Origin of the sequence: Nocardia abscessus (assembly GCF_015477775.1) — a bacterium.
In the GTDB taxonomy this organism is placed as follows: Bacteria; Actinomycetota; Actinomycetes; order Mycobacteriales; family Mycobacteriaceae; genus Nocardia; species Nocardia abscessus_A.
The window spans coordinates 94,953-119,111 of record NZ_JADLQO010000014.1 but is presented as its reverse complement, the minus strand read 5'-3'; the positions used below and the strand labels follow the sequence as shown (position 1 = coordinate 119,111).

At 69.2% G+C, this 24,159-nt stretch carries 22 protein-coding genes and 1 pseudogene; 8 read left to right on the top strand and 15 right to left on the bottom strand.

Annotation, left to right across the window (positions count from 1 at the left end; all coding sequences use genetic code 11):
• The first annotated feature begins 182 nt into the window (after positions 1 to 182).
• Together eccB and IU450_RS29260 are read left to right on the top strand one after the other, a co-directional pair.
• Entirely contained in the window at positions 183 to 1,658 is a 1,476-nt protein-coding gene (gene eccB / locus IU450_RS29265; protein ID WP_195152959.1) for a type VII secretion protein EccB, read from the top strand.
• A gap of 279 nt (positions 1,659 to 1,937) precedes the next feature.
• Positions 1,938 to 3,401, top strand: a complete 1,464-nt coding sequence (locus IU450_RS29260; protein WP_195152958.1) for an MDR family MFS transporter — start codon at positions 1,938 to 1,940, stop codon at positions 3,399 to 3,401.
• Positions 3,402 to 3,517: 116 nt separating this feature from the next.
• Here the strand turns inward: IU450_RS29260 and IU450_RS29255 are convergent, their stop codons facing one another.
• The 10 genes from IU450_RS29255 to IU450_RS29210 form a co-directional block, all read right to left on the bottom strand.
• Positions 3,518 to 4,837, bottom strand: coding sequence for a UDP-glucose dehydrogenase family protein (locus IU450_RS29255; protein WP_195152957.1), 1,320 nt, complete (start codon positions 4,835 to 4,837; stop codon positions 3,518 to 3,520).
• Complete coding sequence (locus IU450_RS29250; RefSeq protein ID WP_324197868.1) at positions 4,830 to 5,801, bottom strand: glycosyltransferase family 9 protein; 972 nt, start codon at positions 5,799 to 5,801, stop codon at positions 4,830 to 4,832. Before IU450_RS29250 ends, IU450_RS29255 begins: the two co-directional genes overlap by 8 nt.
• On the bottom strand, positions 5,771 to 6,460 hold the full coding sequence (locus IU450_RS29245; RefSeq protein ID WP_195152956.1) for an SDR family oxidoreductase: 690 nt from the start codon (positions 6,458 to 6,460) through the stop codon (positions 5,771 to 5,773). The genes IU450_RS29250 and IU450_RS29245 overlap by 31 nt, the downstream gene beginning before the upstream one ends.
• A gap of 20 nt (positions 6,461 to 6,480) precedes the next feature.
• Complete coding sequence (rfaE2, locus tag IU450_RS29240; protein ID WP_195152955.1) at positions 6,481 to 7,857, bottom strand: D-glycero-beta-D-manno-heptose 1-phosphate adenylyltransferase; 1,377 nt, start codon at positions 7,855 to 7,857, stop codon at positions 6,481 to 6,483.
• Positions 7,854 to 8,417 carry a D-sedoheptulose-7-phosphate isomerase gene (locus IU450_RS29235; protein WP_195152954.1) on the bottom strand — a complete coding sequence of 188 codons (564 nt, stop codon included), beginning with the start codon at positions 8,415 to 8,417 and terminating at the stop codon, positions 7,854 to 7,856. The genes rfaE2 and IU450_RS29235 overlap by 4 nt, the downstream gene beginning before the upstream one ends.
• Positions 8,414 to 9,457, bottom strand: coding sequence for a glycosyltransferase family 9 protein (locus IU450_RS29230; protein ID WP_195152953.1), 1,044 nt, complete (start codon positions 9,455 to 9,457; stop codon positions 8,414 to 8,416). The genes IU450_RS29235 and IU450_RS29230 overlap by 4 nt, the downstream gene beginning before the upstream one ends.
• Positions 9,454 to 10,953: an HAD-IIIA family hydrolase gene (locus tag IU450_RS29225; protein ID WP_195152952.1), complete on the bottom strand. Its 1,500-nt coding sequence runs from the start codon at positions 10,951 to 10,953 to the stop codon at positions 9,454 to 9,456. Before IU450_RS29225 ends, IU450_RS29230 begins: the two co-directional genes overlap by 4 nt.
• Positions 10,950 to 12,572 carry a carbamoyltransferase gene (locus IU450_RS29220; protein WP_195152951.1) on the bottom strand — a complete coding sequence of 541 codons (1,623 nt, stop codon included), beginning with the start codon at positions 12,570 to 12,572 and terminating at the stop codon, positions 10,950 to 10,952. The genes IU450_RS29225 and IU450_RS29220 overlap by 4 nt, the downstream gene beginning before the upstream one ends.
• Positions 12,573 to 12,679: 107 nt before the next feature.
• Entirely contained in the window at positions 12,680 to 13,678 is a 999-nt protein-coding gene (locus tag IU450_RS29215) for a UDP-glucuronic acid decarboxylase family protein (RefSeq protein WP_195152950.1), read from the bottom strand.
• Positions 13,675 to 14,643 (bottom strand): glycosyltransferase, encoded by a 969-nt coding sequence (locus tag IU450_RS29210; RefSeq protein WP_195152949.1) that lies wholly within the window; start codon positions 14,641 to 14,643, stop codon positions 13,675 to 13,677. Before IU450_RS29210 ends, IU450_RS29215 begins: the two co-directional genes overlap by 4 nt.
• A gap of 149 nt (positions 14,644 to 14,792) precedes the next feature.
• Between IU450_RS29210 and IU450_RS29205 the strand changes: the two genes are divergently transcribed.
• The gene (locus IU450_RS29205) at positions 14,793 to 16,184 is read left to right on the top strand and encodes an aldehyde dehydrogenase family protein (protein WP_195152948.1); all 1,392 of its coding nucleotides are present in this window, start codon (positions 14,793 to 14,795) and stop codon (positions 16,182 to 16,184) included.
• Between the two features lie 47 nt (positions 16,185 to 16,231).
• Here IU450_RS29205 and IU450_RS29200 read toward each other — a convergent pair whose 3' ends face one another.
• The 3 genes and pseudogenes from IU450_RS29200 to IU450_RS41415 form a co-directional block, all read right to left on the bottom strand.
• The gene (locus IU450_RS29200; RefSeq protein ID WP_195152947.1) at positions 16,232 to 17,041 is read right to left on the bottom strand and encodes an SDR family NAD(P)-dependent oxidoreductase; all 810 of its coding nucleotides are present in this window, start codon (positions 17,039 to 17,041) and stop codon (positions 16,232 to 16,234) included.
• 70 nt (positions 17,042 to 17,111) lie between these two features.
• Positions 17,112 to 18,179: an alpha/beta fold hydrolase gene (locus IU450_RS29195; RefSeq protein WP_195152946.1), complete on the bottom strand. Its 1,068-nt coding sequence runs from the start codon at positions 18,177 to 18,179 to the stop codon at positions 17,112 to 17,114.
• 73 nt (positions 18,180 to 18,252) lie between these two features.
• Positions 18,253 to 18,465: pseudogene (locus tag IU450_RS41415) on the bottom strand (oxygenase MpaB family protein); the annotation flags it as partial.
• 143 nt (positions 18,466 to 18,608) lie between these two features.
• On the opposite strand from IU450_RS41415, the gene IU450_RS29190 reads away from it, so the two are divergent.
• The 4 genes from IU450_RS29190 to IU450_RS29175 all read left to right on the top strand — a co-directional run bounded on the left by IU450_RS29190 (position 18,609) and on the right by IU450_RS29175 (position 21,705).
• Positions 18,609 to 19,274: a TetR/AcrR family transcriptional regulator gene (locus IU450_RS29190; RefSeq protein WP_195152945.1), complete on the top strand. Its 666-nt coding sequence runs from the start codon at positions 18,609 to 18,611 to the stop codon at positions 19,272 to 19,274.
• Between the two features lie 91 nt (positions 19,275 to 19,365).
• Entirely contained in the window at positions 19,366 to 20,028 is a 663-nt protein-coding gene (locus IU450_RS29185; protein WP_195152944.1) for a hypothetical protein, read from the top strand.
• A 194-nt stretch (positions 20,029 to 20,222) separates the two neighbouring features.
• A complete protein-coding gene (locus IU450_RS29180; protein WP_195152943.1) occupies positions 20,223 to 20,402 on the top strand; it encodes a hypothetical protein in 180 nt (59 codons plus the stop codon).
• A 106-nt stretch (positions 20,403 to 20,508) separates the two neighbouring features.
• Positions 20,509 to 21,705, top strand: coding sequence for an MFS transporter (locus IU450_RS29175; protein WP_228835286.1), 1,197 nt, complete (start codon positions 20,509 to 20,511; stop codon positions 21,703 to 21,705).
• 459 nt (positions 21,706 to 22,164) lie between these two features.
• Here IU450_RS29175 and IU450_RS29170 read toward each other — a convergent pair whose 3' ends face one another.
• Positions 22,165 to 22,644 (bottom strand): hypothetical protein, encoded by a 480-nt coding sequence (locus tag IU450_RS29170; protein ID WP_195152942.1) that lies wholly within the window; start codon positions 22,642 to 22,644, stop codon positions 22,165 to 22,167.
• Positions 22,645 to 22,849: 205 nt separating this feature from the next.
• The gene (locus IU450_RS29165) at positions 22,850 to 23,686 is read right to left on the bottom strand and encodes an NAD(P)H-binding protein (protein WP_195152941.1); all 837 of its coding nucleotides are present in this window, start codon (positions 23,684 to 23,686) and stop codon (positions 22,850 to 22,852) included.
• 63 nt (positions 23,687 to 23,749) lie between these two features.
• On the opposite strand from IU450_RS29165, the gene IU450_RS29160 reads away from it, so the two are divergent.
• On the top strand, positions 23,750 to 24,148 hold the full coding sequence (locus IU450_RS29160; protein ID WP_195152940.1) for a winged helix-turn-helix transcriptional regulator: 399 nt from the start codon (positions 23,750 to 23,752) through the stop codon (positions 24,146 to 24,148).
• Positions 24,149 to 24,159 lie beyond the last annotated feature (11 nt).

The following is a 24,159-nucleotide window of genomic DNA, read 5'->3' as shown; positions in this document are numbered from 1 at the left end:
ATCACCATAGTTCGCCGTCAGCGACCACATGCCCGGGTTTGCCCACGTGTGCCCGACGGCACTGGCGGATCCGGGGTCACCGCCGCGCGTGTGCTGTCTGTTCCGCGTCGCGGCCGCTCGGCCGAGCGGCAACTTGTAGGGTTGGCTCGGCAAGTCATGAACACCGGTTCGGGGGAGCACTGATGCCTTCAAAACCCACTACGCGTTGGCAGGTGAGCGGTTACCGCTTTCTGGTCCGGCGGATGGAGCATGCCCTGGTGCGCCGGGACGTGCGCATGCTGCACGACCCGATGCGCTCGCAGTCGCGCGCCTACGCGGCAGGCCTGATTCTGGGCTGTGTCGTGCTCGCGGGCTGCGGTGTGCTCGCGTTGTTGCGCCCGCAGGACAAGATCGGCGACAGCAAGATCCTCATCGGCAAGGATTCCGGTCAGGTATACGCGTCGCTCGACGGTGTGGTGCATCCGGCGCTCAACCTCGCGTCGGCTCGCCTGGCGGTCGGCGATGCGGCCAAGGCGGTCATCGTCAAGGAGTCGGAGCTGTCGAAGCGGCCGCGCGGCACGCTGATCGGCATCCCGGGCGCGCCTTCCGCGCTGGGCTTCGACACCGGCGGCAAGGGCCGTGCCTGGACAGTGTGCGACGAGCTGAGGACGGACGGCTCCAACGCGTTGAGCAGCACGGTCATCGCAGGCGATCTGAACCTCGGTGACAAGGTGGGCGTGCTGGCGCAGGAGCGCGCCCTGCTGGTGCAGGGCAAGGACTCGGCGTATCTGATCTACGCCAACCGCCGCGCCCGCGTGGACATGGCCGACCGTGCGATCACCGACGCGCTGAAGATCCGCGGCATGACCCCGCGCCCGATCAGCCAGGGACTGCTGAACGCGATTCCCGAGGTGCCGCCCATCGAGCGTCCCAAGATCGATGATCCGGGCGGGTTCCCGCTCAAGCCCGTCGACAACCGCCGCAACGGCGACGTGGTGCGCGTCATCAGCGTGAACCAGCACTACGTGGTGCTGAGCACCGGGCTGCAGCCGATTTCACCGTTGACCGCCGACATCATTCGCAATTCCAACCCCACCGCGGGGAACTACGAGATCACCGACTACGCCCGCTCCCACACCGACCTGGTCAGCACGCTGCCCGTGCAGGACTACCCCGAAACCGCCCCGGCCATCGTGGACATGAAGGACCAGCCGGTGCAGTGCATTTCGTGGAAACCGCTGCCGGTCGCGTCGGACAAGGCCGACGGCACCCGCCGTGCCGAGCTCTCGCTGATCACCGGGCGCGCGCTGCCGATCCCCGACAACGCTCGCCCGGTGCAGCTGGCCCAAGCCGACGGCTCCGGCGGAAACGTCGCCCAGTTCTACACCAAGCCCGGATCGGGAATGCTGGTGCAGACCACGGGTATCGAACCAGACAGTCAGCGCAAGGACAGCCTGTTCTACATCGCGGATACCGGAGTCCGCTACGGCATCAAGGACGCCGACGCGCAGAAAGCCCTCGGGATGGATTCCGAACACGCTACGCCGGAACCCGCGCCGTGGCCGATCGTCGGTCTGCTGCCCGGCGGCCCCGCCCTCGGCCGTCAGGAGGCGATGGTGGCGCACGACGGTGTGGCGCCGGACGCCAACCCGGCCAAGCAACTGGTGCAGTCCAAATAGCGGCGGCGGCGATGGCCGTTCAGGAGGGGTGACCAGGCTCACGATTAACTATCGACGGCTTGTGAGAAGTAGTCCTGACCAGCAGTTTGCGATGAGACTGCGCGGTGGGGCGGCGGAATAATCGAGTGATTTGTGTCGGTGCCGACCGGAATACTGACCCGCGCCCGATGAGTTCGAGCAGTTGACGGCGTCTGCACCACTGTGGCGCCGGGACGCGAATCGATGACTGGGCAACGGGCCACATGTTCCTGTCGACGACCCACACTCCGGAGGTAACCGATGTCCGCCGAACCAACCGCTCCCGCCTCGGGAGGGCGGACACCGACCGTCATCCGGGTGCTGGTCCTCGCGACGTTCGTGGTGATCTTGAACGAGACCATCATGATCAACGCCATTCCGCGGCTGATGGAGGATCTCGCCATCACCGACCGTGCGGCGCAATGGGTGTCGACGGCGTTCATGCTGACGATGGCGGCGGTCATCCCCACCACCGGCTGGTTCCTGCAGCGTGTCTCGACCCGGACGGCGTACACGGCGGCGATGGGGGTCTTCCTGGCCGGCACCGCGCTGTCCGCGGTCGCGCCGTCGTTCGCGGTGCTGCTGGTCGGACGGATCATCCAGGCAGGCGGTACGGCGGTGATGATGCCGCTGCTGATGACCACGCTGATGACGGTGGTGCCCGAGCGCGATCGCGGCAGGGTGATGGGCAATGTCACCCTGGCCATTTCGGTGGCGCCCGCGATGGGTCCGGTGATCTCCGGTGCGGTGCTGCAGATCGCCTCGTGGCGTTGGCTTTTCGTGCTGGTGCTGCCGATCGCGGGTGTGATCGCCTGGCTGGGTCTGCGTCAGCTGGAGAACGTCGGTGAACCGCAGGCCGGGCAGATCGATGTGTCCAGCGTGGCACTGGCGGCGCTCGGATTCGGTGGACTGGTCTTCGGGCTCAGCCGGTTCGAGAGCGGCAACCTCGCAGGTCCGGCACTGATCGTGGCCGTGGGCGCGGCGCTGATCGCCGCGTTCGTGTTGCGTCAGCTGCGCCTGCAGCGCACCGGCACTCCGCTGCTGGACCTGCGGGTCCTGCTGTCGGGCATCTACACCAAGGCGCTGATCCTGATGTCGGTGGCGTTCATGGCGATGCTCGGATCGATGATCCTGCTGCCGCTGTACCTGCAGAACCTGCGCGGCCTGAGCCCGTTGGCCACCGGCTTGCTGGTGATGCCGGGTGGGTTGGCGATGGGTCTGCTCGGACCGACCGTGGGCCGTCTGTTCGACCGTTTCGGTGGTCGCTGGCTGGTGATTCCCGGCTCGATCGGGATCGCGGCGTCACTGGCCGGTTTCACCCAGATCTCGATGACCATGCCGTACTGGCAACTGCTGGCCCTGCACATCCTGCTGATGGTGTCGCTGGCCGCGGCCTTCACCCCGGTCTTCACACTCGGCCTCGGCGCCCTGCCGCACCAGCTGTACTCCCACGGCAGCTCCATGCTCGGCACGCTGCAGCAGGTCGCGGCCGCTTTCGGCACCGCCCTGGTGGTGACGGTGATGTCGGCGCGCGCCACCACGCTCGCCGCCGACGGCGTCGATGTCGTCTCCGCTCACCTCGACGGCATGCGCCTGGCGTTCGGCGTCTCGGCTGCCCTGGCGCTGATCGTGATCGTCACGGCAGTGCTGCTGCCGAGCCGGTCCGCCGCGCCGGAAGCCGCCGAGGAGCCCGAGACCACCACCCCCGAACTGGTCAAGGGCTGAGCGAGGTTCGGCGGCGGGAAGCTGCGCCTGCCGCACCGACCCTGCGGGCGGTCCGAAGAAGCTGAGTGACGGCGCGGTCGGGGCGCGCCGTCGCTCTTCTCCCTTCGGAGAGTCGGTCATTGGCACGCGTCGTGCCTGGCGGTTCCGGTGCTCAGCAATGTGAAGCCGGTGCCGCTCAGCAGGCGCTCGTCGAGCAGATTTCGGGTGTCCACGATCACGGCCCGCTCCACGTCGGTCGCGATCCTCGCCCAGTCGAGCGAACGGAACTCCGGCCATTCGGTGAGGATTACGATCGCGTCGGCCTCTTTCGCCACCAGATATGGGTCGTCCACCACTCGAATGCCGTCGAGGCCGGGGGCGCCCGACTCCGGGACACATGGGTCATACGCGGTGACCGTGGCTTCGTGAAGGGAAAGCTGCCGCGCGACCGCGACGGCGGGGGACTCCCGCAGGTCCCCCGTCCCGGCCTTGAACGCGAGGCCGAGCACGCCGATCCGCGTCCCCGACAGCGAGCCGTCGACCGTACCGGTGGCCGCGCGGCGGATCTTGCGCAGCACCATCGCTCGCTGATGGTCGTTGGCTCGCAGCGCGGCACGAAGCATGGCGAAGTCGACCCCCGCCGCCTCCGCGGCCCGTAAGAGCGCGCGCGTGTCCTTGGGCAGGCACGAGCCGCCCCAGCCGGGACCTGGCGCGAGGAAGGCCGGACCGATCCGATCGTCCATTCCCATCGCGCCGGTGACCTTCGTGATATCGGCGCCGACCCGTTCGCACAGTTCGGCCAGCGTGTTCACAAACGAGAGTTTCACCGCGAGAAAAGCATTGCTGGCGTACTTGGCGAGTTCCGCGCTGGCCGAATCCGACCGCAGGACCGGCGCGCCCGTTCCGGCGTAGAGCGCCGCCACACGATCGGCCGACTCCCGATCCTGCTCGGCCGCGCCGAGGAGGACGCGATCGGGGCGCAGGAAGTCCTCCACCGCGTGGCCCTCCCGGAGGAATTCCGGGTTGCTGATGACGGCCGTGCTCGCGAGACCGGACAGGGCAGGGATGCGCGCCGCGGTGCCGACCGGAACGGTGGACTTGGTGACGAGCACGCAATCCGGCGGCAGGACGGTGGACAATCTCGCGAGCGCGTCTTCGATCACGCCCAGGTCGGCCGTACCGCGGGCGCCCATGGGCGTAGGAAGGCACAGCAGGACCACTTCGCATTCGTGCAGCGCCCGTGGGTCCGAGGTGAAGACGAGCCGGTTCTCCGAGAGCCCTTCCCGAACCAGTTCCGGCAAGCCGGGCTCCACGATCGGGACCGTGCCCGCGCGAAGAGCCTCGACCTTGGACTCGTCGTTGTCGACACAGACCACGTGGTGTCCCAGGTGGGCGAGGCAAGCGGCAGTAGTGAGCCCCACGTAGCCTGCGCCGACCACACCGACACGGCTACCCATGGCGCACCTTCTCCCCGAGCAATCCGGCCGCGGCCGTGAGCACCTGCTCGGGTCGCACCATGAGCAGGCCGGGATCCGGATAGGCGGCATGCGGATCGCCGACGGCGCCCGCCCACAGCGCTACATGGTGTTTCGCGGCGGCGGGCGGCCCCCATCGGTGCGGCGGCGTGGGGCCGAACAGCACTACCGACGGTGTGCCGAAGGCGGTGGCGAGATGCCCGACGCCGGTGTCACCGCACACGACCAATGCCGCGGCGGCCACCAGTGCGGCGAGTCCCGCCAGGTCGGTGCGTCCCGCGTACACCGCTGAGGGCGGTAAGCCCGCCTTCTCCGCGACCGCCCTCGCCAACGGGATCTCGGCGTGCGTACCGGTGATCACCACTCGGTGGCCGTCGGCATCGAATGCCCGTGCCACGCGAGCGAAACGTTCGGATGGCCAGCGGCGTGCGGGATAAGCCGCGCCGGGATGGATCACGATCGCGTTCGGCTCGGGGGCGGGCTCCGGCGGCTCAGGGAGCTGCAACGCGGTCGGATCGACGTCGATTCGTCCGTATTCCAGTAGTCGGCACCAGCGATCCACCTCGTGCAGGTCGTCGCGCCAGTCGAGGCCGGGAAGTTGGGGGAAATCCGGATGGCGATGGGTCAGCAGTGCGTCCGGACGTTGCGCCAGCAGATCACGAATGCTTTCCGGCCCGCTGCCGTGCAAGTTGACCGCCAACCTCGGCGATGCGCCCTGCCATCGGAGCACACCCAATCCCGCCGTCGGCAGCAGTTCGTCGACGGCGTCGATGAGGTCGACCAGATCGCGAAGCGCTTCCGGCGCGGCGAGCACCAGGCGGTCGTCCGGGTAGGCGTTCCGCAGTCCACGCAAGGCGGGGACGATGGTCAGCAGGTCGCCGAGCCCGAGCGCGCGGAGCACGAGAATCGAGCCGGTCAAGGCCACGATCCCTCTTCCGATGCGCACACGACCATTTCCCTGACCTCGCAGCCCGGCGGCTGGCGCAGCGCGAAAACGACTGCGTCGGCGACGTCCTCGGGTTGGTTGAGTTTCGCGTCGGGCGGCGGTTTGTACTGCTCGTCGCGGTCGTCGAAGAAGGCGGTGTGCATTCCGCCAGGGATCAGCAGGGTCACCCCGACGCTGCCCGCGGTTTCGGCGGCGAGGGCCCTCGTGAAGCCGATCACACCGAATTTCGAAGCGCAGTAGGCGGTCGCGTCACCGACGGCCTTGATGCCCAGGGTGGAAGCACAGGTCACTACCGTTCCCTTGCTTCTCCGCAGGGCAGGAAGGGCGGCCCGCACCACGGCGGCCGTGCCGAACAGATTGACCTGGACCACGTGCTCCCATTTCGCGGTGGGCACCTTGTCCAGTGGACCGCAGGCGTCGGTTCCCGCGGCGGTGAACACGCCGTCGATCCGGCCGCCCGCGCGCTCGACGAGGTCGCGCACAGCTCGTTCGGCGGCGGCCGTATCGGCGAGGTCGGCACGCGCGAAGTCGACGGGCGTCTGGGGCTCCACCCGGTCGATCACGTAGGGGCGGCCCCCGTTCTCACGGACGGCGGCGGCCACCGCCGCGCCGAGCCCCGAAGCACCGCCGGTGATCACGATATTGCCGAGGGTTCGCATCGCGCTCCTTCGTTCTCGGGTCAGCCACGGCCCTCGGCCGCGGCGACGAGCTGTGAGGTCGAGTAACCGGGAACCGTTGGGATCAGCGCGATCTCGCCGCCGTAACCGCGAACGACCTCGGCCTCGGGAAGCTCCGCGCCGGAATAGTCGCCGCCCTTGACCCAGACATCGGGGCGAAGACGGGCCAGCAGTGCGCTCGGTCCGGCTTCGTCGAACACGACGACGGCGTCCACCGAGGACAGTGCGGTGAGCAACCGGGCGCGGTCACCCGCGGGGACGATCGGACGGCGCGGCCCTTTCAGATGCCGCACCGACGCGTCGGAGTTGAGGCAGACCACCAACGCGTCGCCCATGGCGCGAGCCTGGCGCAGCAAGCTCACATGACCGGGATGCAGCAGATCGAAACAGCCGCCGGTGGCGACGAGTCTGCCGCCGCGCGCTCTGATCCTGGCCGCCACCTCGAACGCCGACCGGCCCTCGTCCGCGGCGTGTGCCTTCGCGGCGGCCGTGCTGTCGCAGACGGACAGCGTGGCCGCGCCTCCGGCCGCGACGAACCTGGCCGCCTCGTCCACGGCGTGCGACACCGCGTCGGCCACTGTGGAGCCGTCGAAGAGCGCTGCGGTGGCGGCCGACGCGAAGCGGTCGCCCGCGCCGCAAGTGTCGGAACGGGCGTGGCCACGTAGCTCGGCGGGCACGGGCACCATGGTGAGCCGCTTCCCATTGGCCAGCACCGCACCGCCCGGTCCGGTGGTGACTGCGACGGAATCCGCCTCCCACTCGTCGCGAAGTACCTTCGCCAACTCATCGGGTTCCGCGTATCCCGGCGCGAACCGGCGCGCCTCCTTCAGATTCGGCGAGACCAGTGACATTCCCGGCGTCGGCGCCGGGCCGCGCGGGTGTGGATCCCACACCACCGGCACGGACCGGGCCAGTTCGGTCAGCAGTTGCCGGATCTGCGGATGCGCGGCGACGCCTCGGCCGTAGTCCGCGACGAGGATCGCGCCCGCCGCCCGCAGTGTCTCGGTGACCGCAGCGCTCACCGAGCCGCCATCCGCCGTCCCGTCGCCGGTGTCCAGCCGCAGCAGCGACTGACCGGCGGCGCGGATGCGGGTCTTGCGCACCGTCTCGCCGCGCAGCAGCATCGGAACGAGCTGAACGTCTCGGTCGAGCAGCTGCGCGAGGGTGCGGCCGTCCTGGTCGTCGGTGGTCGCCGTGACGAGCGAGACCCCGTCGACCGACCGGGCGGCCAGCGCGGCGGCCAGACCGGCGCCGCCGGGGCGTACCCACTGGCGTGTCACGTCCACCACGGGCACGGGCGCTTCGGGCGACAACCGGTCGGCGACACCCTCAATGTCGACGTCGAGGATGGTGTCGCCGACCACGACCAACGGCTTCATGTGGGTATTCCCAGCGCCTCGTCGAGCGCCGAACACAGGGCGTGCACCAGGACCAGGTGCACTTCCTGCACGGTGGCGGTGGTGGGTGCGTCCACGGCCACCGCGTCGTCGCACAGTGCCGCGAGCGGATTCGGCGCTGGTCCGGTCATGGCCCACGTGGTGACGCCGATGTCGTGCGCCGCTTTCGCCGCGGCCAGGACGTTCGGGCTGGCGCCGCTGGTGGACAACAAGACGAGGACATCGTCGGGCCTGCCGTGCGCGCGGACCTGACGCGCGAACAGTTCGGTTTCGCCGTAGTCGTTCACGATCGCGGTGCTCGCCGAAGTGTCGGCGTGCAGGGCGATCGCCGACAGCGGGCGCCGCTCGTTACGGAAGCGGCCGACCAGCTCTCCGGTCAGGTGCTGGGCTTCGGCGGCGCTGCCACCGTTGCCGCACGCGAGCAATCTGCCGCCGTTGTCGAGTACGTCCGCCAGTTCGCGCCCCCATCTGCGGATGTCGGGTGCGACGCAACTGGTGCGCTCCAGTGCCGTGTGCAAAGCCGCGAAATGTTCCTCGATCACCGCACACCTCCTGTCCGCAGCTGCGAATGCCTGCCTGCACCGAGTTCTTCGGCCACCATGACGACCCGCTCCGGAGTGATCGACTCGAGGCACGGATGATTCACCACCGGGCATTCCCGAGCCCTGCTGCCCCGGCACAGTGCTCGCTGGTCACCGAGCACGGCCACCGGCACGCCGTACGGCGCCCACCGCTCGGCGGGCACGACCGGCGCGAAGAGGGAGACCACGGGTGTCCCGACGGCCGCGGCGAGATGCGCCGGACCGGTGTTGGGCGCCACCACGACGCTCGCGTCGCGCAGCACGGCGGCGAGCTCGGGCAGGGTGGTGGCTCCACCGAGGTCGAGGGCGTGGCTGCCCGCGACAGCGCCGGTGAGCGGTCGGTCGGAGGCGGCGCCGGTCACGATCACCCGGTGACCGGCGCTGGTGAGTGCGGCGACGATGGCCGCCGAACAAGACGAGGACGGCTGCCGCGCCGGTACCGAAGCGGCCGGGTGCACCACCACGTAGCCCGGCTCGCCGGTCAGGCCGCGGACGTCCGGCAACGGCTGCCGGACGGCGAGTTTCCCGTCGTCACCGGGCGGTAGCCGGAAACCGGCCGCCTCGGCGAGCGAAAGCGCGCGTTCGGCTTCGGGTGGATCGCCTTCCACGCGGTGGCGCAGATCCAGCAACGAACCGGGGTAGTCCTCCGAGATCGCGCCGATCCACGGAACACCGGCCATCCTGAGCAGCAGTGCCAGCGGCAGCGGCGACTGGTGAAAAGACGTGAGGATCAATGCCAGATCCACGTCGATGGCGCGTATCCGATCGATGAACGCGGTGATACCCGCCGACGCGACCGGGGGCGGTTCCGGATCGATCCAGGGAGCGCACCAGGTCGAGATCTGTTCCACACCCGGCAACAGCTCCCCGGCGCCACGACCTCGGGGCCCGGTCAGCAGCGTCACCGAATCGACGTGCGCCGCCACCGCACGCACGCACGGCCCGGCCAGCAGCACGTCGCCGAGGTTGTCCATGCGCGCCACCAGCGCCCGGCCGGTCATGGCACACCGGCCATCGCCAGCCGTACGGCTTCGGTCAGATCCCGCGCCACGGTCGCTTCGCGATGCGCGCGGTGCACCTCTTCGGGGCGGGTTCTGGCCGTCGGCACCAGAATCGCCCGTGCGCCCGCGGATATCGCGGCGCTGACATCGGCGCCGGTGTCACCGATGAGCACACACCTGCCGATGTCGACGCCGAGGTCCGCCGCGGCCCGTCGAACCAGGCCGGGCCGAGGTTTGCGGCACGCGCAGCCGTCGCCTTCGCCGTGCACGCACACCTGCCAGGTGGCGAACGGTCCGAGCAGTTGCTCGACCCGGGAGTTCACCGCGACGAGCTGTCCCGGGCTGATCAGTCCTCGCGCTACCCCGGACTGGTTGCTCACGACGCCGAGCTGAATGCCTGCCGCGCGCACCTGCCGGAGCGCGTCGACGGCGCCCGGCACCGGCTGAACCTTGGTGGGATCGGCAAGGTACGGGACATCGATGATGAGGGTGTCGTCCCGGTCGAACAACAGCGCCAGCGGCGAATCGTGGGTCGCCTTCCGGTGGCGCCACTCACCGCGCAGCCGGTGCCAGCACGCGGCAGGCGGAATCAGCGCACTGCTCACTGTCATCCGGCCGATCTCGCTGGGCGTGCGGGGCCCGGGCAGGATCCTGCGCGTGGCGAATTCGCCGGTCAGCGCCGTCCAGAGCGCCGCGAACCCGAGGGCGGAGCGTTCGCGGCCCGCGATGCCGGTCGCGATGGCCGCGATACCCGCGGCCGTGGTGAGCGCGTGGCGGGGGAGACGTCCGGCGTCTTCGCCGATGCGCTGACGCCAGCGAGCGCCGTACTTTCGCCGCAGTAGCGCGTTGTCGGCGTTCCCGCGTTGCACGCGCACACTGGCCATGGGCCCTGAGCCGCGGACCGGGTGGCAGGTGAGCCGTTGTCCGGACGCGATGACGTAACCGGCGAGGCAGACCCGCAGCGCCAGGTCGGCGTCCTCCCGGAATGCCCTGGGGAACCGTTCGTCGAAGCCACCGACCTCGACCAGCACGCAGCGGCGATAGGCCATGTCCGCGGTGATCCACCGCGCGGTGGCCAGTCGCGCGGTTCCCCGTTCCGCGTCGGTCGGTCGGCGGTGCCTCGGCAACGGGACTTCGATACGGGCCGTGGACGCCGCCGTTCTCTCGTCGAGAGCGTGCAGGTCCTCGGCCAAGCGGGCAGGCCAGTCCGACGCGGTGAGCACATCGTCGTCGAGGAAGGCGATCCACGTGCCCGCGGCGTGCTGCCACCCGGCGTTCCTGGCTGCGGCGGGTCCGCGGCCACCGGAGCGGACGATCCGTACCGGAGGCACGGTGTCGGGCAGCGGTAGCGGTCCTGCGCTGGGCCGATCGTCTACCACGATGATTTCCCGTGGCTTCGGGCCGGTCGCGCTGTCGAGCGACTCGAGTAGCGAGCGAAGGCTCTCCCGGCCCGTGGTCGGGATGACGACGCTGTAGTCCACGGTGTGGCCGTTCATGGGCGACGCACCAGAAAGGAGCCGATGGCGAGCAGATCGATCGGAGCCGAACCGAAGCACTCGAGGGCGTCGCGGGGCGAATCGACCATCGGCCTGCCCGCTGTGTTCAGGCTCGTATTGACCACCACGGGCAGACCCGTGCGCCTGTCGAACTCGGCCAGCATCCTCGCCAGGACCGGGTTGTCGGCGGGGTCGACGGTCTGGACGCGCGCGGTGCCGTCCACATGGGTCACCGCGGGGATGCGTGCCCGCCACGCCGGGGCGACGTCGTGGACGAACAGCATGTACGGGCTCGGCAGCGGCCCGCGTCCGAAGATCTCGGACGCCCGGTCGGCGAGCACCATCGGCGCGAGCGGACGGAATTGCTCGCGCCCTTTCACCTCGTTCAGGCGTTCGAGATTCGCGGCCCGGCCGGGATGCGCCAGCAGCGAGCGATGCCCGAGTGCGCGCGGGCCGAATTCCGCCCTGCCCTGGAACCAGGCCACCACCTGGTCCTCCGCGAGCGCTCGCGCCACGTCGGTCGCCACGTCCGCGGACCTCGTGTACCCGACCTTCGCCGTGCGGAGAACACTTTCCAGCTCGGGATCGGTCCACTCGCGGCCCAGGCCGGCCCCCCGCATCGGGGTGGCGCGCTCCCCGAACTCGGCAGCCAATTGCAGCGCGGCGCCCAGTGCGGTGCCCGCGTCACCTGCCGCCGGTTGCACCCAGATCTGTTCGTAGGGGCCTTCGGCGTGCAGTCGGCTGTTGGCCACGCAGTTCAGCGCGATCCCACCGGCCAGCGTGAGAGTCCGATGCCCGGTCTGACGATGCAGCCAGGAGGTCAACTCCAGCAGCACGTCCTCGAGTCGACGTTGCACACTCGCGGCCAGGTCGGCATGGTCGCGCCCGGGCTCGCCACCGGTCACGGCGGGTGCGAAGCCCGCCCAGTCCACCGGCTCGGTGCGGAAACCACCGTCACCGGTGGGGTACAGGAGGTCCCGGAACCGGTCGAGGAACCGGGGCGTGCCGTAGGAGGCGAGAGCCATCACCTTGTATTCGTCGCTCGACCGGGTGAACCCGAGATGTTCGGTGAGGTCCTCGTACATCAGTCCGAGTGAGTGCGGCAGCCGCTGCGACGCCAACTCCACGAATTTGCCGTCGCGGTATTCTCCGGCGAGGTAGGACTGGCTTTCGCCGCGTCCGTCGGCTACCAGAACCGCGCAGTCACCCGCCGGGGCCGCGAGCGCCGCGGATGCGGCGTGCGCCAGGTGATGTCGTACGAAGCGCACGATCGCGGGATCGAGGCCGGGCAATGCGGCCGCGAGGAACCCGGGCGCTCGGAAAGCGTAGTCCGTACGGGTCTCTTCGCTGTTTCGATCGAGACCGCCGAGCGAATGATCGACCAGCCTCGGGTCGTAGGAGTAGCCCACCGCGTCGAGCTGATCGGGACGTAATCCCGCGCGGTCCAGACACCAGGCGGCCGCTTGCTCGGGCAGCTCCCACGCGGAGAACGGCACCGGTCGCTTGCCGTGCTTGCGGCGGGTGAACCGCTCTTCTTCGGCCGCCGCGACTATTTCGCCGTCCACGATCAGGGCGGCGGCGGGATCATGGAATATCGCGTTTATTCCGAGAATGCGCACGGGCCCGCCTTTCTGGTCGAGACGCGGGACCTGTCGGTCTGCCCGCTACATATGTGGGGCGCTACCCGCTGAAGTCACCACTAAACCGATCTGCTGCACGGCGCTGATCAGCGCAAAGACCCTTCGGCCGACTTCGCCGCGCGTCCGGCGAACCAGTCGATCGTGCGGCGCAGTCCTTCTGCCCGGGTGACCAGTGGCCGCCAACCGAGTACGCGCCGAGCCAGCGAAATGTCCGGGCAGCGCCGCTGCGGATCATCGGTCGCGCCCTCGACGTACGTCACTGGGGACCGGCTGCCGGTCAACGCTCGGATTTCCGCGGCGAGGCACCGCACGGAGACTTCGTGCGGATTGCCGATGTTGACCGGCCCCGGATGGTCGGTCGCCGCCAGCGCGAGCAAGCCGCGCACCGTGTCCTCGACGTAACACAGGGAGCGGGTCTGCTCGCCGGTTCCGGCGATGGTGAGTGGCGCGTCCGACAGCGCCTGGGCGATGAAAGTGGGCACCATTCGGCCGTCGTCGGTGCGCATGCCGGGGCCGTAAGTGTTGAAAATCCGGGCTATTCCGGTATTCACGCCTCGTTCCCGGTGAAATGCCATTGTCAAGGCCTCGGCATACCGTTTCGCCTCGTCGTATACGCTGCGCGGACCCACCGGGTTGACGTGACCCCAATAGTTTTCGGGCTGGGGGTGGACCGCCGGGTCACCGTAGACCTCGCTCGTCGACGCGAGCACGAATCGAGCTCGGCACCGTTCGGCCAGCTCGAGGGCGTTGGCGGTGCCGAGCGAACCGGCTCGCAGCGTCTCGATCGGCAGCCGTAGGTAGTCCGGCGGTGACGCGGCCGACGCGAGGTGGAAGACGACGTCGAAGCAGCCGAGGGTGGGCAGTGGTTCGGTGACGTCGTGCCGTAGGAGATCGAATCCGGGCCGCTCCAACAGCCCGGCGACGTTGTCCGGGGCGGAGGTGACGAAGTTGTCCACGGCGAGCACGGCTGTTCCCGCGTCGAGCAACTGTGCACACAGGTGCGACCCGACGAATCCGCAACCGCCGGTGACCAACGCACGTTCACATGGTTCGGACACGGCAACCACGCCGATCACGCCCTTCATTCGGTGACCTCGGCGAGGAGGGAATCCCACCGGCGCAGGAAGATCCCCAGGCCGAAATGCTCCAGCGCGAACTGCCGGCCCGACTTGCCCGCGAGCACCGCCAGGTCGGGTTCGTGCAGGTATTCATGGAACTTCGCGGTGAGCGTGGCGATGTCGGAAGAGATGGCGCCTGCTTCCGGCGGCACCGCGCGCACGGCCTCGGTGGTGGCGACGGCCACGACCGGCATGGCCAGGTGCATGGCCTCCAGCAGCGACAATCCGAGCGAGGTCCACCGCGCGGTGTGCAGATAGACCCTCCGCCGCGCCATGTCCGGATGCAATGCGGACTGGTCGAGGTCGCCGATTCCGCGGATCGGGTGTCCGGCGGCTCGGTCCGGCGTGAATTCGTCGGCTCCGATGCCGTACAAATCGATCGGCCCCGCCATCGCGAAGTCGGGCAGCAGATCACTTCCGGTGATCCTTCCGCGGCGCATCGGTTCGTTGATCAGTGCGACGCCGTGTGGCACTTCGCCGGTGTAGAGCGCGCCGGGGTCCACGATGCCGTGCGGCACGATCCGGGTGGGCGCTTTCCCGTTGTCCCACATCAGATTGTTGAAATGCGTGACGTGCACGATCGGGATGTCGGCGCGATCCGCCAGCGGATGCCGAGTGGTGGCCGCGCTGGGACGCGGAGTGTTGTGCTCGACGTAGACCGCCGGAATGCCCGCGCCAGGACGACGACCGAGCCATCGCTCGGTGAGGTCGAGTTCTTCCGGGCGTTGGAGGACGACCACGTCCGGCTCGGTGTCGCGCAATCGCGCCACGGGCACCTCCGCGGCGGACGGCCAATCGCGGCCGCACCGCCCTCGACCCCACGGCCCGCCGCCTTCCAGCACAGGGACCAGATAGCGGTGTGGTCCTCGGACGAAAGACGTCGTCCAGGAACCGTGCACGTGCCACAGCAACACCGTGAGCCGTCCGGCCATGTCGATAGCTCTTGCCTCTTACCGCAGGTTCAAACCGGCCTGCCCACCGACAGCTACCACGTGGAACACGCTCGAGCGCCGGGCGGCGGATCGGCGCCGACGTCGCGCCCGCTGGGTTTGAACCATGTGAGCCAGGTAACGCCCGCGATATGAGCGCACCGAACGCTGTCACGTTTCCCTCCGACCATCGGGCGACCGACACGATCGAGATCCTCGACCCCGCGACCGGTGCCACCGTCGGCAAAGTGCCCATGACCGGTATCGCGGACATCGACCGTCAGCTGGTGCTGGCCAATCGGGTTCAGCCCACGTGGGCACGCACCCCGGCAGCCGAGCGGGCCGGCGCACTGCGTGCGGGCGCTGCCTCGCTTCGTGAGCGCGCCGATGAACTGGCCGAGCTCAACCGCCTCGAAACCGGACGCCCGCAATCGGAGAGCAAAGCGGGCGTGCTGGCCGGCGCCGGAACGCTGGAGCAATACGCCGAACTGGGGCCGGTGCACCGAGGGAAGAGTCTTCAGGGCGACTTCGAAGCGACCGATCTCATGGTGTGGGAACCTCGCGGCGTGGTCGTCGCCCTGACGCCTTGGAACGATCCGGTGGCGGTGTCCTGCGGTTTGCTCGGCGCGGCGCTGGTCACCGGGAACACGGTGGTGCACAAGCCGAGTGAACGCGCACCTCATACCGGCGGTCTTCTCGGCGATCTGCTCGGCCGCGCGCTCCCCGAGGGTGTTCTGCAGACGGTCCAAGGTGACGGGCGCATCGGCGCACTGCTCGCCGCACGCCCCGATGTGGACGTCGTCGCGCACGTCGGCAGTACGGCTACCGGACGATCGATCGCGAAAAGCGCCGCGGTCACAGGCGCCAAGGCATTGCTGGAGAACGGCGGCAACGACGCACTCGTCGTCGACACCGGTGTGGACCCCGTGTGGGCCGCCGGGCAGGCGGCGCTCGGCGCGTTCGCGAACTCCGGTCAGATCTGCGTGTCCGTCGAGCGGATCTTCGTGCACCGCGACGTCGCGGAGGCATTTCTCGCGGCGCTGGTAGCCGAGGCCGAGTCCTGGACGCCCGCGCCGTTGGTCGACCGGCGCCATCGCGATCAGGTGCACGCCCAGGTGCGCGATGCTGTGGAACACGGGGCCGATCTGGTGACAGGCGGCGTGGTGCCGGACGGCGCCGGTGCGCACTATCCGGCAACCGTACTGACCTGCGATCCGACTGTGCGGATCATGCGTGAGGAAACGTTCGGTCCGGTCGCGCCGGTGCGGGTGGTGGACACGTTCGAGCAGGGCGTCGCCGAGGCCGCGAGCGACGAGTACGGTCTCGCGGCGACCGTCCTCACCCCGTCGCTGGCCAATGCCCAGTACGCCTGGCGCGAACTGCCGGTCGGCACGGTGAAGATCAATGCGGTGTTCGGCGGGGCGCCCGGTGGAGCAGCGCACCCTCGCCGTGCCAGCGGAACCGGCTTCGGCTACGGGCCGGAACTACTCGACGAGATGACTCAGACGAAGGTCGTGCACCTGCGCCCGGCGGTGACGGCCTGACCGACACGCGCCGACGCGCGGGTACTTCGACCGGGTAAGGCGGCCGCTCATCGAGGTCGCAGCGCCGCCTCGAGCATCGGATCGAGCAGGGCGTCGGGTAGCCGGTGCATGAGCACCCGCCGTAGGTCGGGCCGGACCGAGTAGCGCCTGCGCGGCCGGGATGCGGTGGCGGCCTTCCACACGGCGCGAGCGAGGACATCCGGGTGATGGGCGCGGCTTTGCTCGCCTTCGGCGAGGGCTGCGACCTTGCCGGTCAGTTCGGCGAAGTGAGTGGACCGCTCGCGTGCTCGTTCGAAGGTGGCGCGGATGCCGTGCACCATGTCCGTGCGGAAGGGGCCCGGCTGGATGACGCTGACGGGGATGCCGAGGAACATCAGTTCCCGCCGCAGTGCGTCGGAGTAGGCCTCGATGGCGTGTTTGGTCATGGCATAGGGCCCGTTGAGCATGAGGGCCTTCTGCCACCCGGTCTCGGAGCTGACGGTGATCACCCGTCCGCGGCGACGGTGCACCAGCGGGAAAGCGGCTCGCACCACGCGGTGGGTGCCGAGCACGTTCACCTCGAAGATGCGTTGCAGGTCCGTGTCGTCGACCTCGACGAGGGCGCCGACGAACATCGTCCCTGCGAAGGTCACCACCGCGTCGAGCCCACTCGGCGCGTGCTGTTCGGCGCTGGTCAGTGCCGCGTCGACCGACGCGGGGTCGGTCACGTCGAGTTCGAGCGGGATCGTGTTCGGCGCGGGTGCGGGCGGGCGCAGATCGGCGGCGAGCACTGTCCAGCCGCGGCGGGCGAACAGGGCCGCGGTCGCACCGCCGAGCCCGCCACCGGCGCCGGTGATCAGCACGGTTCTCTCGGTCATCGGCCGTCTCCTTCGTCAGCGGGACTCCGGCCCGCTCGACTTAGAAGTAGAACATGCTTCAAGAGTTGATTCAATCAATGATTGAACCGGTTCGTGGCGAGGCTGTGCGGATGCGGCGAGACGTTGCTCGCGGTTCGCCCTTCGCTCCGGTCCGTGTCGCCGTCACGCATTCGGGTGCGCGTCCACCGGAACGTGACCGTGCGCGAGTTCGCGCAGGGCCGTGGACACGGCATCGGCGCATTCGAGCGGTGCGCAGTGCCCGCAGTCCAGTCCGAGCAGTTGCAGCAACTGCGGGAGCCGGGACGCGATCAGGCGGGACCGTGCCGGTGGTGCGATGCGGTCCGGCGCGCCCGGCGATGACCGAAGCGGGGACGTTCAGCGCGGCCGGGTCGAGGGCCGTCAGCAGGTTGACCAGCAGGCTGCCGTAGCCGCCGCGACCGCGGGCCGAAGTCGTGGCGACCATGCGATCCAGCCCGGAGCCGACTGTCGCACCGGCCGCCCGACCGACCGCGACGTGGGTCAGGAGCCGGCGGCGCAATGGCATGCGGCGCGGCAGCGGTATGCCCGCCAGCGGCACCACGGTCCGTGCCAGACGCCGTCGCACGCCGAGCAGGCGGTCCGGGCCGCGCAGCACGTGCATGTGGTCCAGGATCACGCCGGGTGTGGTGTTGACCAGCGCCACCGCCGCGGCACGGGCGGTGACTTCGTCGGGATGCCGTGCGGCCCAAGCCATCACCGCGATTCCACCCAGGGAGTGCCCGGCGATCACCGCCCGCTGGTTCCCTGGCACGGTGGCGGTGAGAACCGCGTGCAGGTCGTCGGCGAGATGCTCGATGCCGTAATGCCCGGCGCGGGGCGCCTCGCTGCGGGCCGTGGCCGCGCTGGTCGTAGGCGACGATCCGGAATTCGCCGCGAAGGTCTTCGATCTTGTTGCGCCAGAACTCGAGTGAGCACAGCACGCCGTGGGCGAGCACGATCGTCGGTGCGTCGGCCTGGCCGTGCACCTCGACGTGCAGCCGCGTTCCGTCGCTGCTGCGCACCTCGAGGATCTCGGCCGCGGTGGCGAGGCGGGAGGGTCGGCCCGCGGGTGAACCCTCCGGCACGGCGTGAGGTCGGGAAACTCCGCCGCGCCGCGCACGCGGGTGTGCGCGCCGCGCCTGCGGCACCAGGCGCAGCGGCGCGGGCAGTCGCGGCACCGTCGCGCGAGAGAGCGCGGCGAGTACGCCGAATGCCAGACGGCGCCGACGGTTCCACGGGACGCCGAGCAGTTCGCGTAGCCGTGGCGTCAACAGGCCCGCCGTCGTCAGCACCAGCACCCGCCCGGCGATCGGGCCCAGCGTGTGGTTCCACACGAAGCCGTGCCGGAGCACCGCTACCGGTGGCGGCTTCGGTGAGCCGACCACGGCCAGCACCCGGTCGGTGATGTCGCTGCGCTCCAGGCACGAACGTCACGTCGCCGAATACCGCCCACGCCACCGAATCCGGACCCAACGGCACCGGCTCGGCCGGCGATGATCCCGCATCCGATTCCACACTCTCATGAGACTATTACGAGCATAGTAGTCTCATGAAGGATACTGGGCGGGTGACCCGTCCCGGCGCCCCGCTGACCAGCCTGTTCGAACGCGCCGTCGGCCGGGCCGCGACCCCGGGCCCCGCGACGGCCGACGACGAGCGCGTCTACGAGGCCGCCATGCGGGTGCTCGCCGAGCGTGGCACCCGGACGGCGACGATGGACGACGTCGCCGCCGCCGCCGGAATCGGCCGCGCGACCCTGTTCCGCCGCTTCGGCGGCAAGGACGCCGTGTTCGAGGCGGCCATCGCGCACACCCTGCGCGCGTTCCTCACCGAGATCGCCACGACCTTCCTCACCGTCACCGACCCCACCGAGCGGATCACCGAGGGATTCCTCGCTTGCCTGCGGCTACGCAGGAGATTCCTCGCCGCCGACGCCGACGTCACACGCACCGGCGAACTCCTCGCCATGTTGTCCGCGGGCGACCCCTCACCGCTGGACACGGGTCACCGGTTCATCGCGGCCCACATCGTCGCGGGTCAATCCGAAGGCGTACTGCCACAAGCGGATCCCGACATCCGAGCCGACGCGATCATCCGCCTGACCCTCGGCTACCTCGTCCTGCCCCACACCCGCTACGACCTCGATGACGAGGCCGTCGCCCGGCGCATCGCCCGCCGTGCCATCGCGCCACTGATCACCGGCCGCCCGTCGTGATCAGCGAGTCCGGTCGAGGGCGCGGCGCCGCAGCGGTGACGGTGGCGCGTGCTCGCCTGTTCGTGTCGGTGCGTACCGCTAATCTGCTCGCATGGTCGGACCGGACGCGGCGCTGCGCCGACTGACGCGAGAAGCGGGAAAGCTGCTGCAGCCGTACGGCTTCGATGGCTCGGACGCCAGGTGGGTGCGGGTCGTGCCGGGCGGTGTCGCCTCTGTCGGCCGCAGCCGGACGCTGCGTACCTGGACCGGAGGGCAGCAGGAGCTGAAGTTCGGTTTGACCCTGAGTGCCACACCGGCCGCCTGGTGGGAATTCTGCAACTGGCGCAATACGCGGCTCGGTCTCCCGATAGCGCCGCTCGAGCAGGCGACCGGCCCCGGACCGATCGACGATCACGGATTGCCCGACGATCTGACCGAGTTGTGGTCCCTGAGGGTCGACCCGGCGCGACCGGGCCAGGCGCTGCAGGCCGACATCGACGCCATCCGCGCTGGGCTGCCCCGGCGGGTGCACGCCTACGCGCGACGGGCGCTGCGACTGCTGGAACCGGGCCGGTACCTCGACGAACTACTGGCCCTCCCGGACCCGCGGATCGAAACCTGGGAGGCGATCGTCGTCCTGCTCACCGACCGCGGACCAGGACCGCAACTGGAGGACGCGCTCGTCCGATACCAGGCATGCTGCGCGGAACAGGGCACGTCGGCCTACGCGGAGAACGTGATCGCATACGCACAACGCCGCGCGGCTGAGGTTTGAGCAGTGACGAGCCGAGGCACATTTGCTTGTCGAGTAACGCTTGATCGTGCTGCCCACAATCGCCGGAATAAGTCACCGAGATTTCGAATCCGCACAGCGCAATATTCGATTCCGGCGTAAATCCGTCGACGTGCACCGAGACTCACCGGCGTGGGGCGGTGTTTTCGGCGGTGATCACCGGTAGAACTTTGATCATGCCTGATCAGATCCGATTTGCGCGGTTGGCGCTGGACCAGGTGGCCGCCGAGCTGGACCGAACCGCTTTCGGCGGCGGCTACCTCACCGCCGAGCGTATGCGGTTCCTCGCGACCAAAGTCCGCGACGCAAGCCAGGTGTACGACAAAGCCGTCGAGTCGGCAGAATCCGCCGGCTGAACCGAGCGCATTCACGCCGAAAGAGCACCGGACACGCGCTGTGACTGCGACGATCGCGTCCTTTTCCCGCCGGAATCCGGGCCTCGGCGTTCCTAGCGTCGGTGCAATGGAAACCGATCTCATTCCCGGCGCAAGGGGCGCCACCGCCTTGCGGACACCCGTCGTCTGGTTCATGGCGCTCGCGGCCGCGCTGGCCACCGCAAGTATCTATCCGCTGCAACCGGCCATCGCCGAGGTGGCTGGTTCGCTGCACACCTCGCTCGCGGCGGTCGGCATGGCCCTGGCATGCGGACCGATCGGCTATCTGGCAGGCCTCGCGCTCCTGGTACCGCTGGTCGACCAGTTCGCGCCGCGCATCGTGGTATCGGCCCAGTTCGGTGCTCTGGCAGTCGCATTGGCGGTGAACGCGGCGGTCGGTTCGCCCTGGCTGCTCGGCTTCGTCGTCGGCCTGATCGGCGCAGGATCCTCGGCCGGCGCCCAATTGAGTTCGATCGCCGGGCGTTTCGCGCAACCGTCACGGCAGGCCACGGCACTGGGAATCGTGACCGCGGGCATTTCGGCGGGGATTCTCATGGGCCGGATCGTCGGAGGGTGGCTGACGGATTCGATCGGCTGGCGCGGGATGTTGTCCGTCTTCGCGGTGGCTTGCGCCGCCATCGCCGCCATCGCTCGCATAGTCCTACCCGCCGCGGCGGGAAGTGCCACCGTCGGCTATTCGGCGACGCTGCGCGAAATTCCGGGACTGTACACCCGGTTTTCGGCGCTCCGAGTGGCGGCGGGTCGCGGGGCCCTCTGGTTCTTCGCTTTCTGCACCGTCTGGGCAGGACTCGCGGTCGCGCTGTCCCAGCCGCCGTTCTCGTATTCCGCCGAACGGATCGGCATGTACGCCTTCGCCGGGCTCCTCGGCGTTGTCGCCACTCGCATTGCGGGGACGTGGACCGATCGCATCGGTGCGCGGCGAGTGATCCTGGTCGGGCTCGCGCTCGCCCTCGCCGCCGCCGCGGTCCTGAGCGCTTCCCTGCCGCACACCGCCGTAACCCTTTTCTGCCTCGGCCTCTTCGACGCAGGACTGTTCGCGGCGCAGGTAGCCAATCAGAGCACGGTGCTCGCCATCGACCCGGCCGCACCGGCCCGCTTCAACAGCGCCTACATGATCGTCTACTTCATCGGCGGCAGCTCGGGCACCGCCGCCGGGGCCGCCGCCGTCGGCTGGTTCGGCTGGCCTGCCACCGCCGCCCTCGCCGCCGTGGCCATCGCAGCCGCCACGGCCGTGACCCTGACTCCTTCGCGCACCCGGCCCTAGCTATGCACGGGCATCCTCCGGGCAGCGACTCGCTTCGACCGTGCGGTTCCGTTCGCGACGACCGAACCAGGAGTAGGCCTCGTCTAACAAGGGGCGCTGGTAGCCGCACGGATACGGAGATGGGCTGGTCATGGGCCCCGGGGGGTGGAGGGTGCCCACCCCCCGGGTGGGTGGGTGAGGCGCCCTCAGGGGGTAGGCACCTTGCACCCACCTCGGACGGTAGCGGCTCGCGGGTCGGCCGCGAGGCGAATCCACTGCGGCGTTCCGCGTGGCACGACCTTGTCCGCATTGCCCTCTCACGACTGAAGGGTCGCCGCCGCGGGCGGTAGCGACCCTTCAGCAAGCGAATTCACTCCGCAGTGGGCAGAATAAGTCGCCTCCGCATCCGTGGGCCCAATGGACGGCCGGGTAGCCACTCACGCTGACCGACGGGGCCAGATTCGTTCTGCCACGAAGAGATCAGGAGCTTCCGGTCGAGGGACGAGAGTTGCGCAACCGCTCACATTCGGCGTGGTCGGCATCAGGGCGGTCCTCACCGGTGCGGGCGCAGCCCTGCGCGGTGTATCCCGATCTGTCGTAACCCCATTTGTCGTAACCGAACCGGTCCCGTCCGGACCGGTCGTAGCCGGATCGGTCCCTGCCGGAGCGGTCGTAGCCGAACGAGTCGTAACCGAGGGAGTCGTAGCCGGATCGGTCCCTGCCGGAGCGGTCGTAGCCGAACGAGTCGTAACCGAGGGAGTCGTAACCGAACCGGTCACGCCCGGAGCGGTCGCGGCCGAAGTCGTCGAAGCCGTCCGCCCCGTATCGGTCTTCGATGCCACCGGGATTGTGGGCACAACCGGCGGTCGCGGTCCCGTGGCATGGAACGGCGAAGGCCGGCACGACGACAGCGGCAGGAGCGAGCGTCAACGCCGCGATGACCGCGGTGCGCGCAATCATGCGCCCAGCCCTCCCACTGCCCATGGTTCTCGTCAACAACCTCGACCTCCTGTTCACCAGTTGCACAACGCTTTCCGACGTCATGTCGCGAAGGCCGACCGAGCGTATCCAAGGCGATCACACTTCCACCTCAGGGGAATCCCCCATATCGCTGCTGCCTCATCGGCCACGATTCACGCCCCACCCGGCTCGGCAGCACGACCGGTCAGCGGAAGTCGGTCGCGTGGTCCTGCGCCCACTGCGCGAAAGTACGCGCCGGGCGACCGGTGATCTCCTCGATGATCGTTGACACCTGCGGCGGTGCAACTGTTCCGGCTTCCCATCCGGCTATGACGGCCTCCACGCCGATCGCAGGCATGCTCGCGCTCAGTGCCGTACGCGCCTGTTCGACGGAGACCGCCTCGAAAGCGATATCGCGGCCGATGGCCTCACCTATGTGCCGCACCTGCTGCCGCAGGGTCAGCGACTCGGGACCCCACACAGAGTAGGCGTGGCCGTGGTGACCCGGCTCGGTCAAAGCGGTCACCGCGATTGCCGCCAGGTCCTGCTCGTGGATGGGCGCTGTTCGCGAATCGGGGTACGGCATCCGGACGACGCCCTCGTCGCGAATGGACTTCTGCCACCACCACAGTGCGTTCGTGGCGAACATGCCGGGCCGGATGAATGTCCATTCCAGATCGGACTTTTCGATAGCGGACTCAACGACGGTATGCATTCGAGCGATCGGGTTGTCGGCATTGTTTTGCAGGACCGCCCCGGACGACAGGAGCACCACGTGCCGTACTCCGGAGGTCTCGGCCGCCGACACGAAACCGTCGATCCCGTCGGGCTTGGCGTAGAGGAACACGCGCTCCGCTCCTTCGAGCGCGGCGGGCAGCGTGTCGGGGCGCTCCAGATCAGCCGCGACGACCTGAGCGCCCGGCGGGAAGCCCGCCGCGTCGGGTGCCCTGCCCGTCAGACGGACCTGCTCACCCCGCGAGATCAGGCCCGCCGCGACGTGGCGGCCGACATTGCCCCTTGCTCCGAAAACGACTGTGACCATGGCGGCAGCGTAGGCCGTCCGGGTTACTGCCAGTAAGGACATACCTCTGGGTAAGCTCCGGATATGGCGGTACGTTCGCAGGTCCGAAACCCTGCCTGGCCCACGACAAGTGACGCATTCAACAGCGAGTGCCCCGCGCGAGAGGTGCTCGATCACATCACGAGCCGCTGGGGCATGCTGATCTTGACCGCCCTGGGCGGCGGGCCACTGCGGTTCTCCGAGCTGCACAACATGATCGGCGGGATCAGCGAGAAGATGTTGTCGCAGACGCTGCGCACGCTCGTGCGGGACGGGCTCGTCGCGCGCGCTGTGGAGCCCACCACGCCCCCACGGGTCAGCTACGAACTCACCCCCCTCGGCCAGGGACTCACCGAGTCCTTGTGGCAGTTCCTGGAGTGGATCCGTCAGCACACGGCCGATGTCGTCGCCGCCCAGCACCGCCACGACGAGCAACGCGGATGACTCCACGGCAC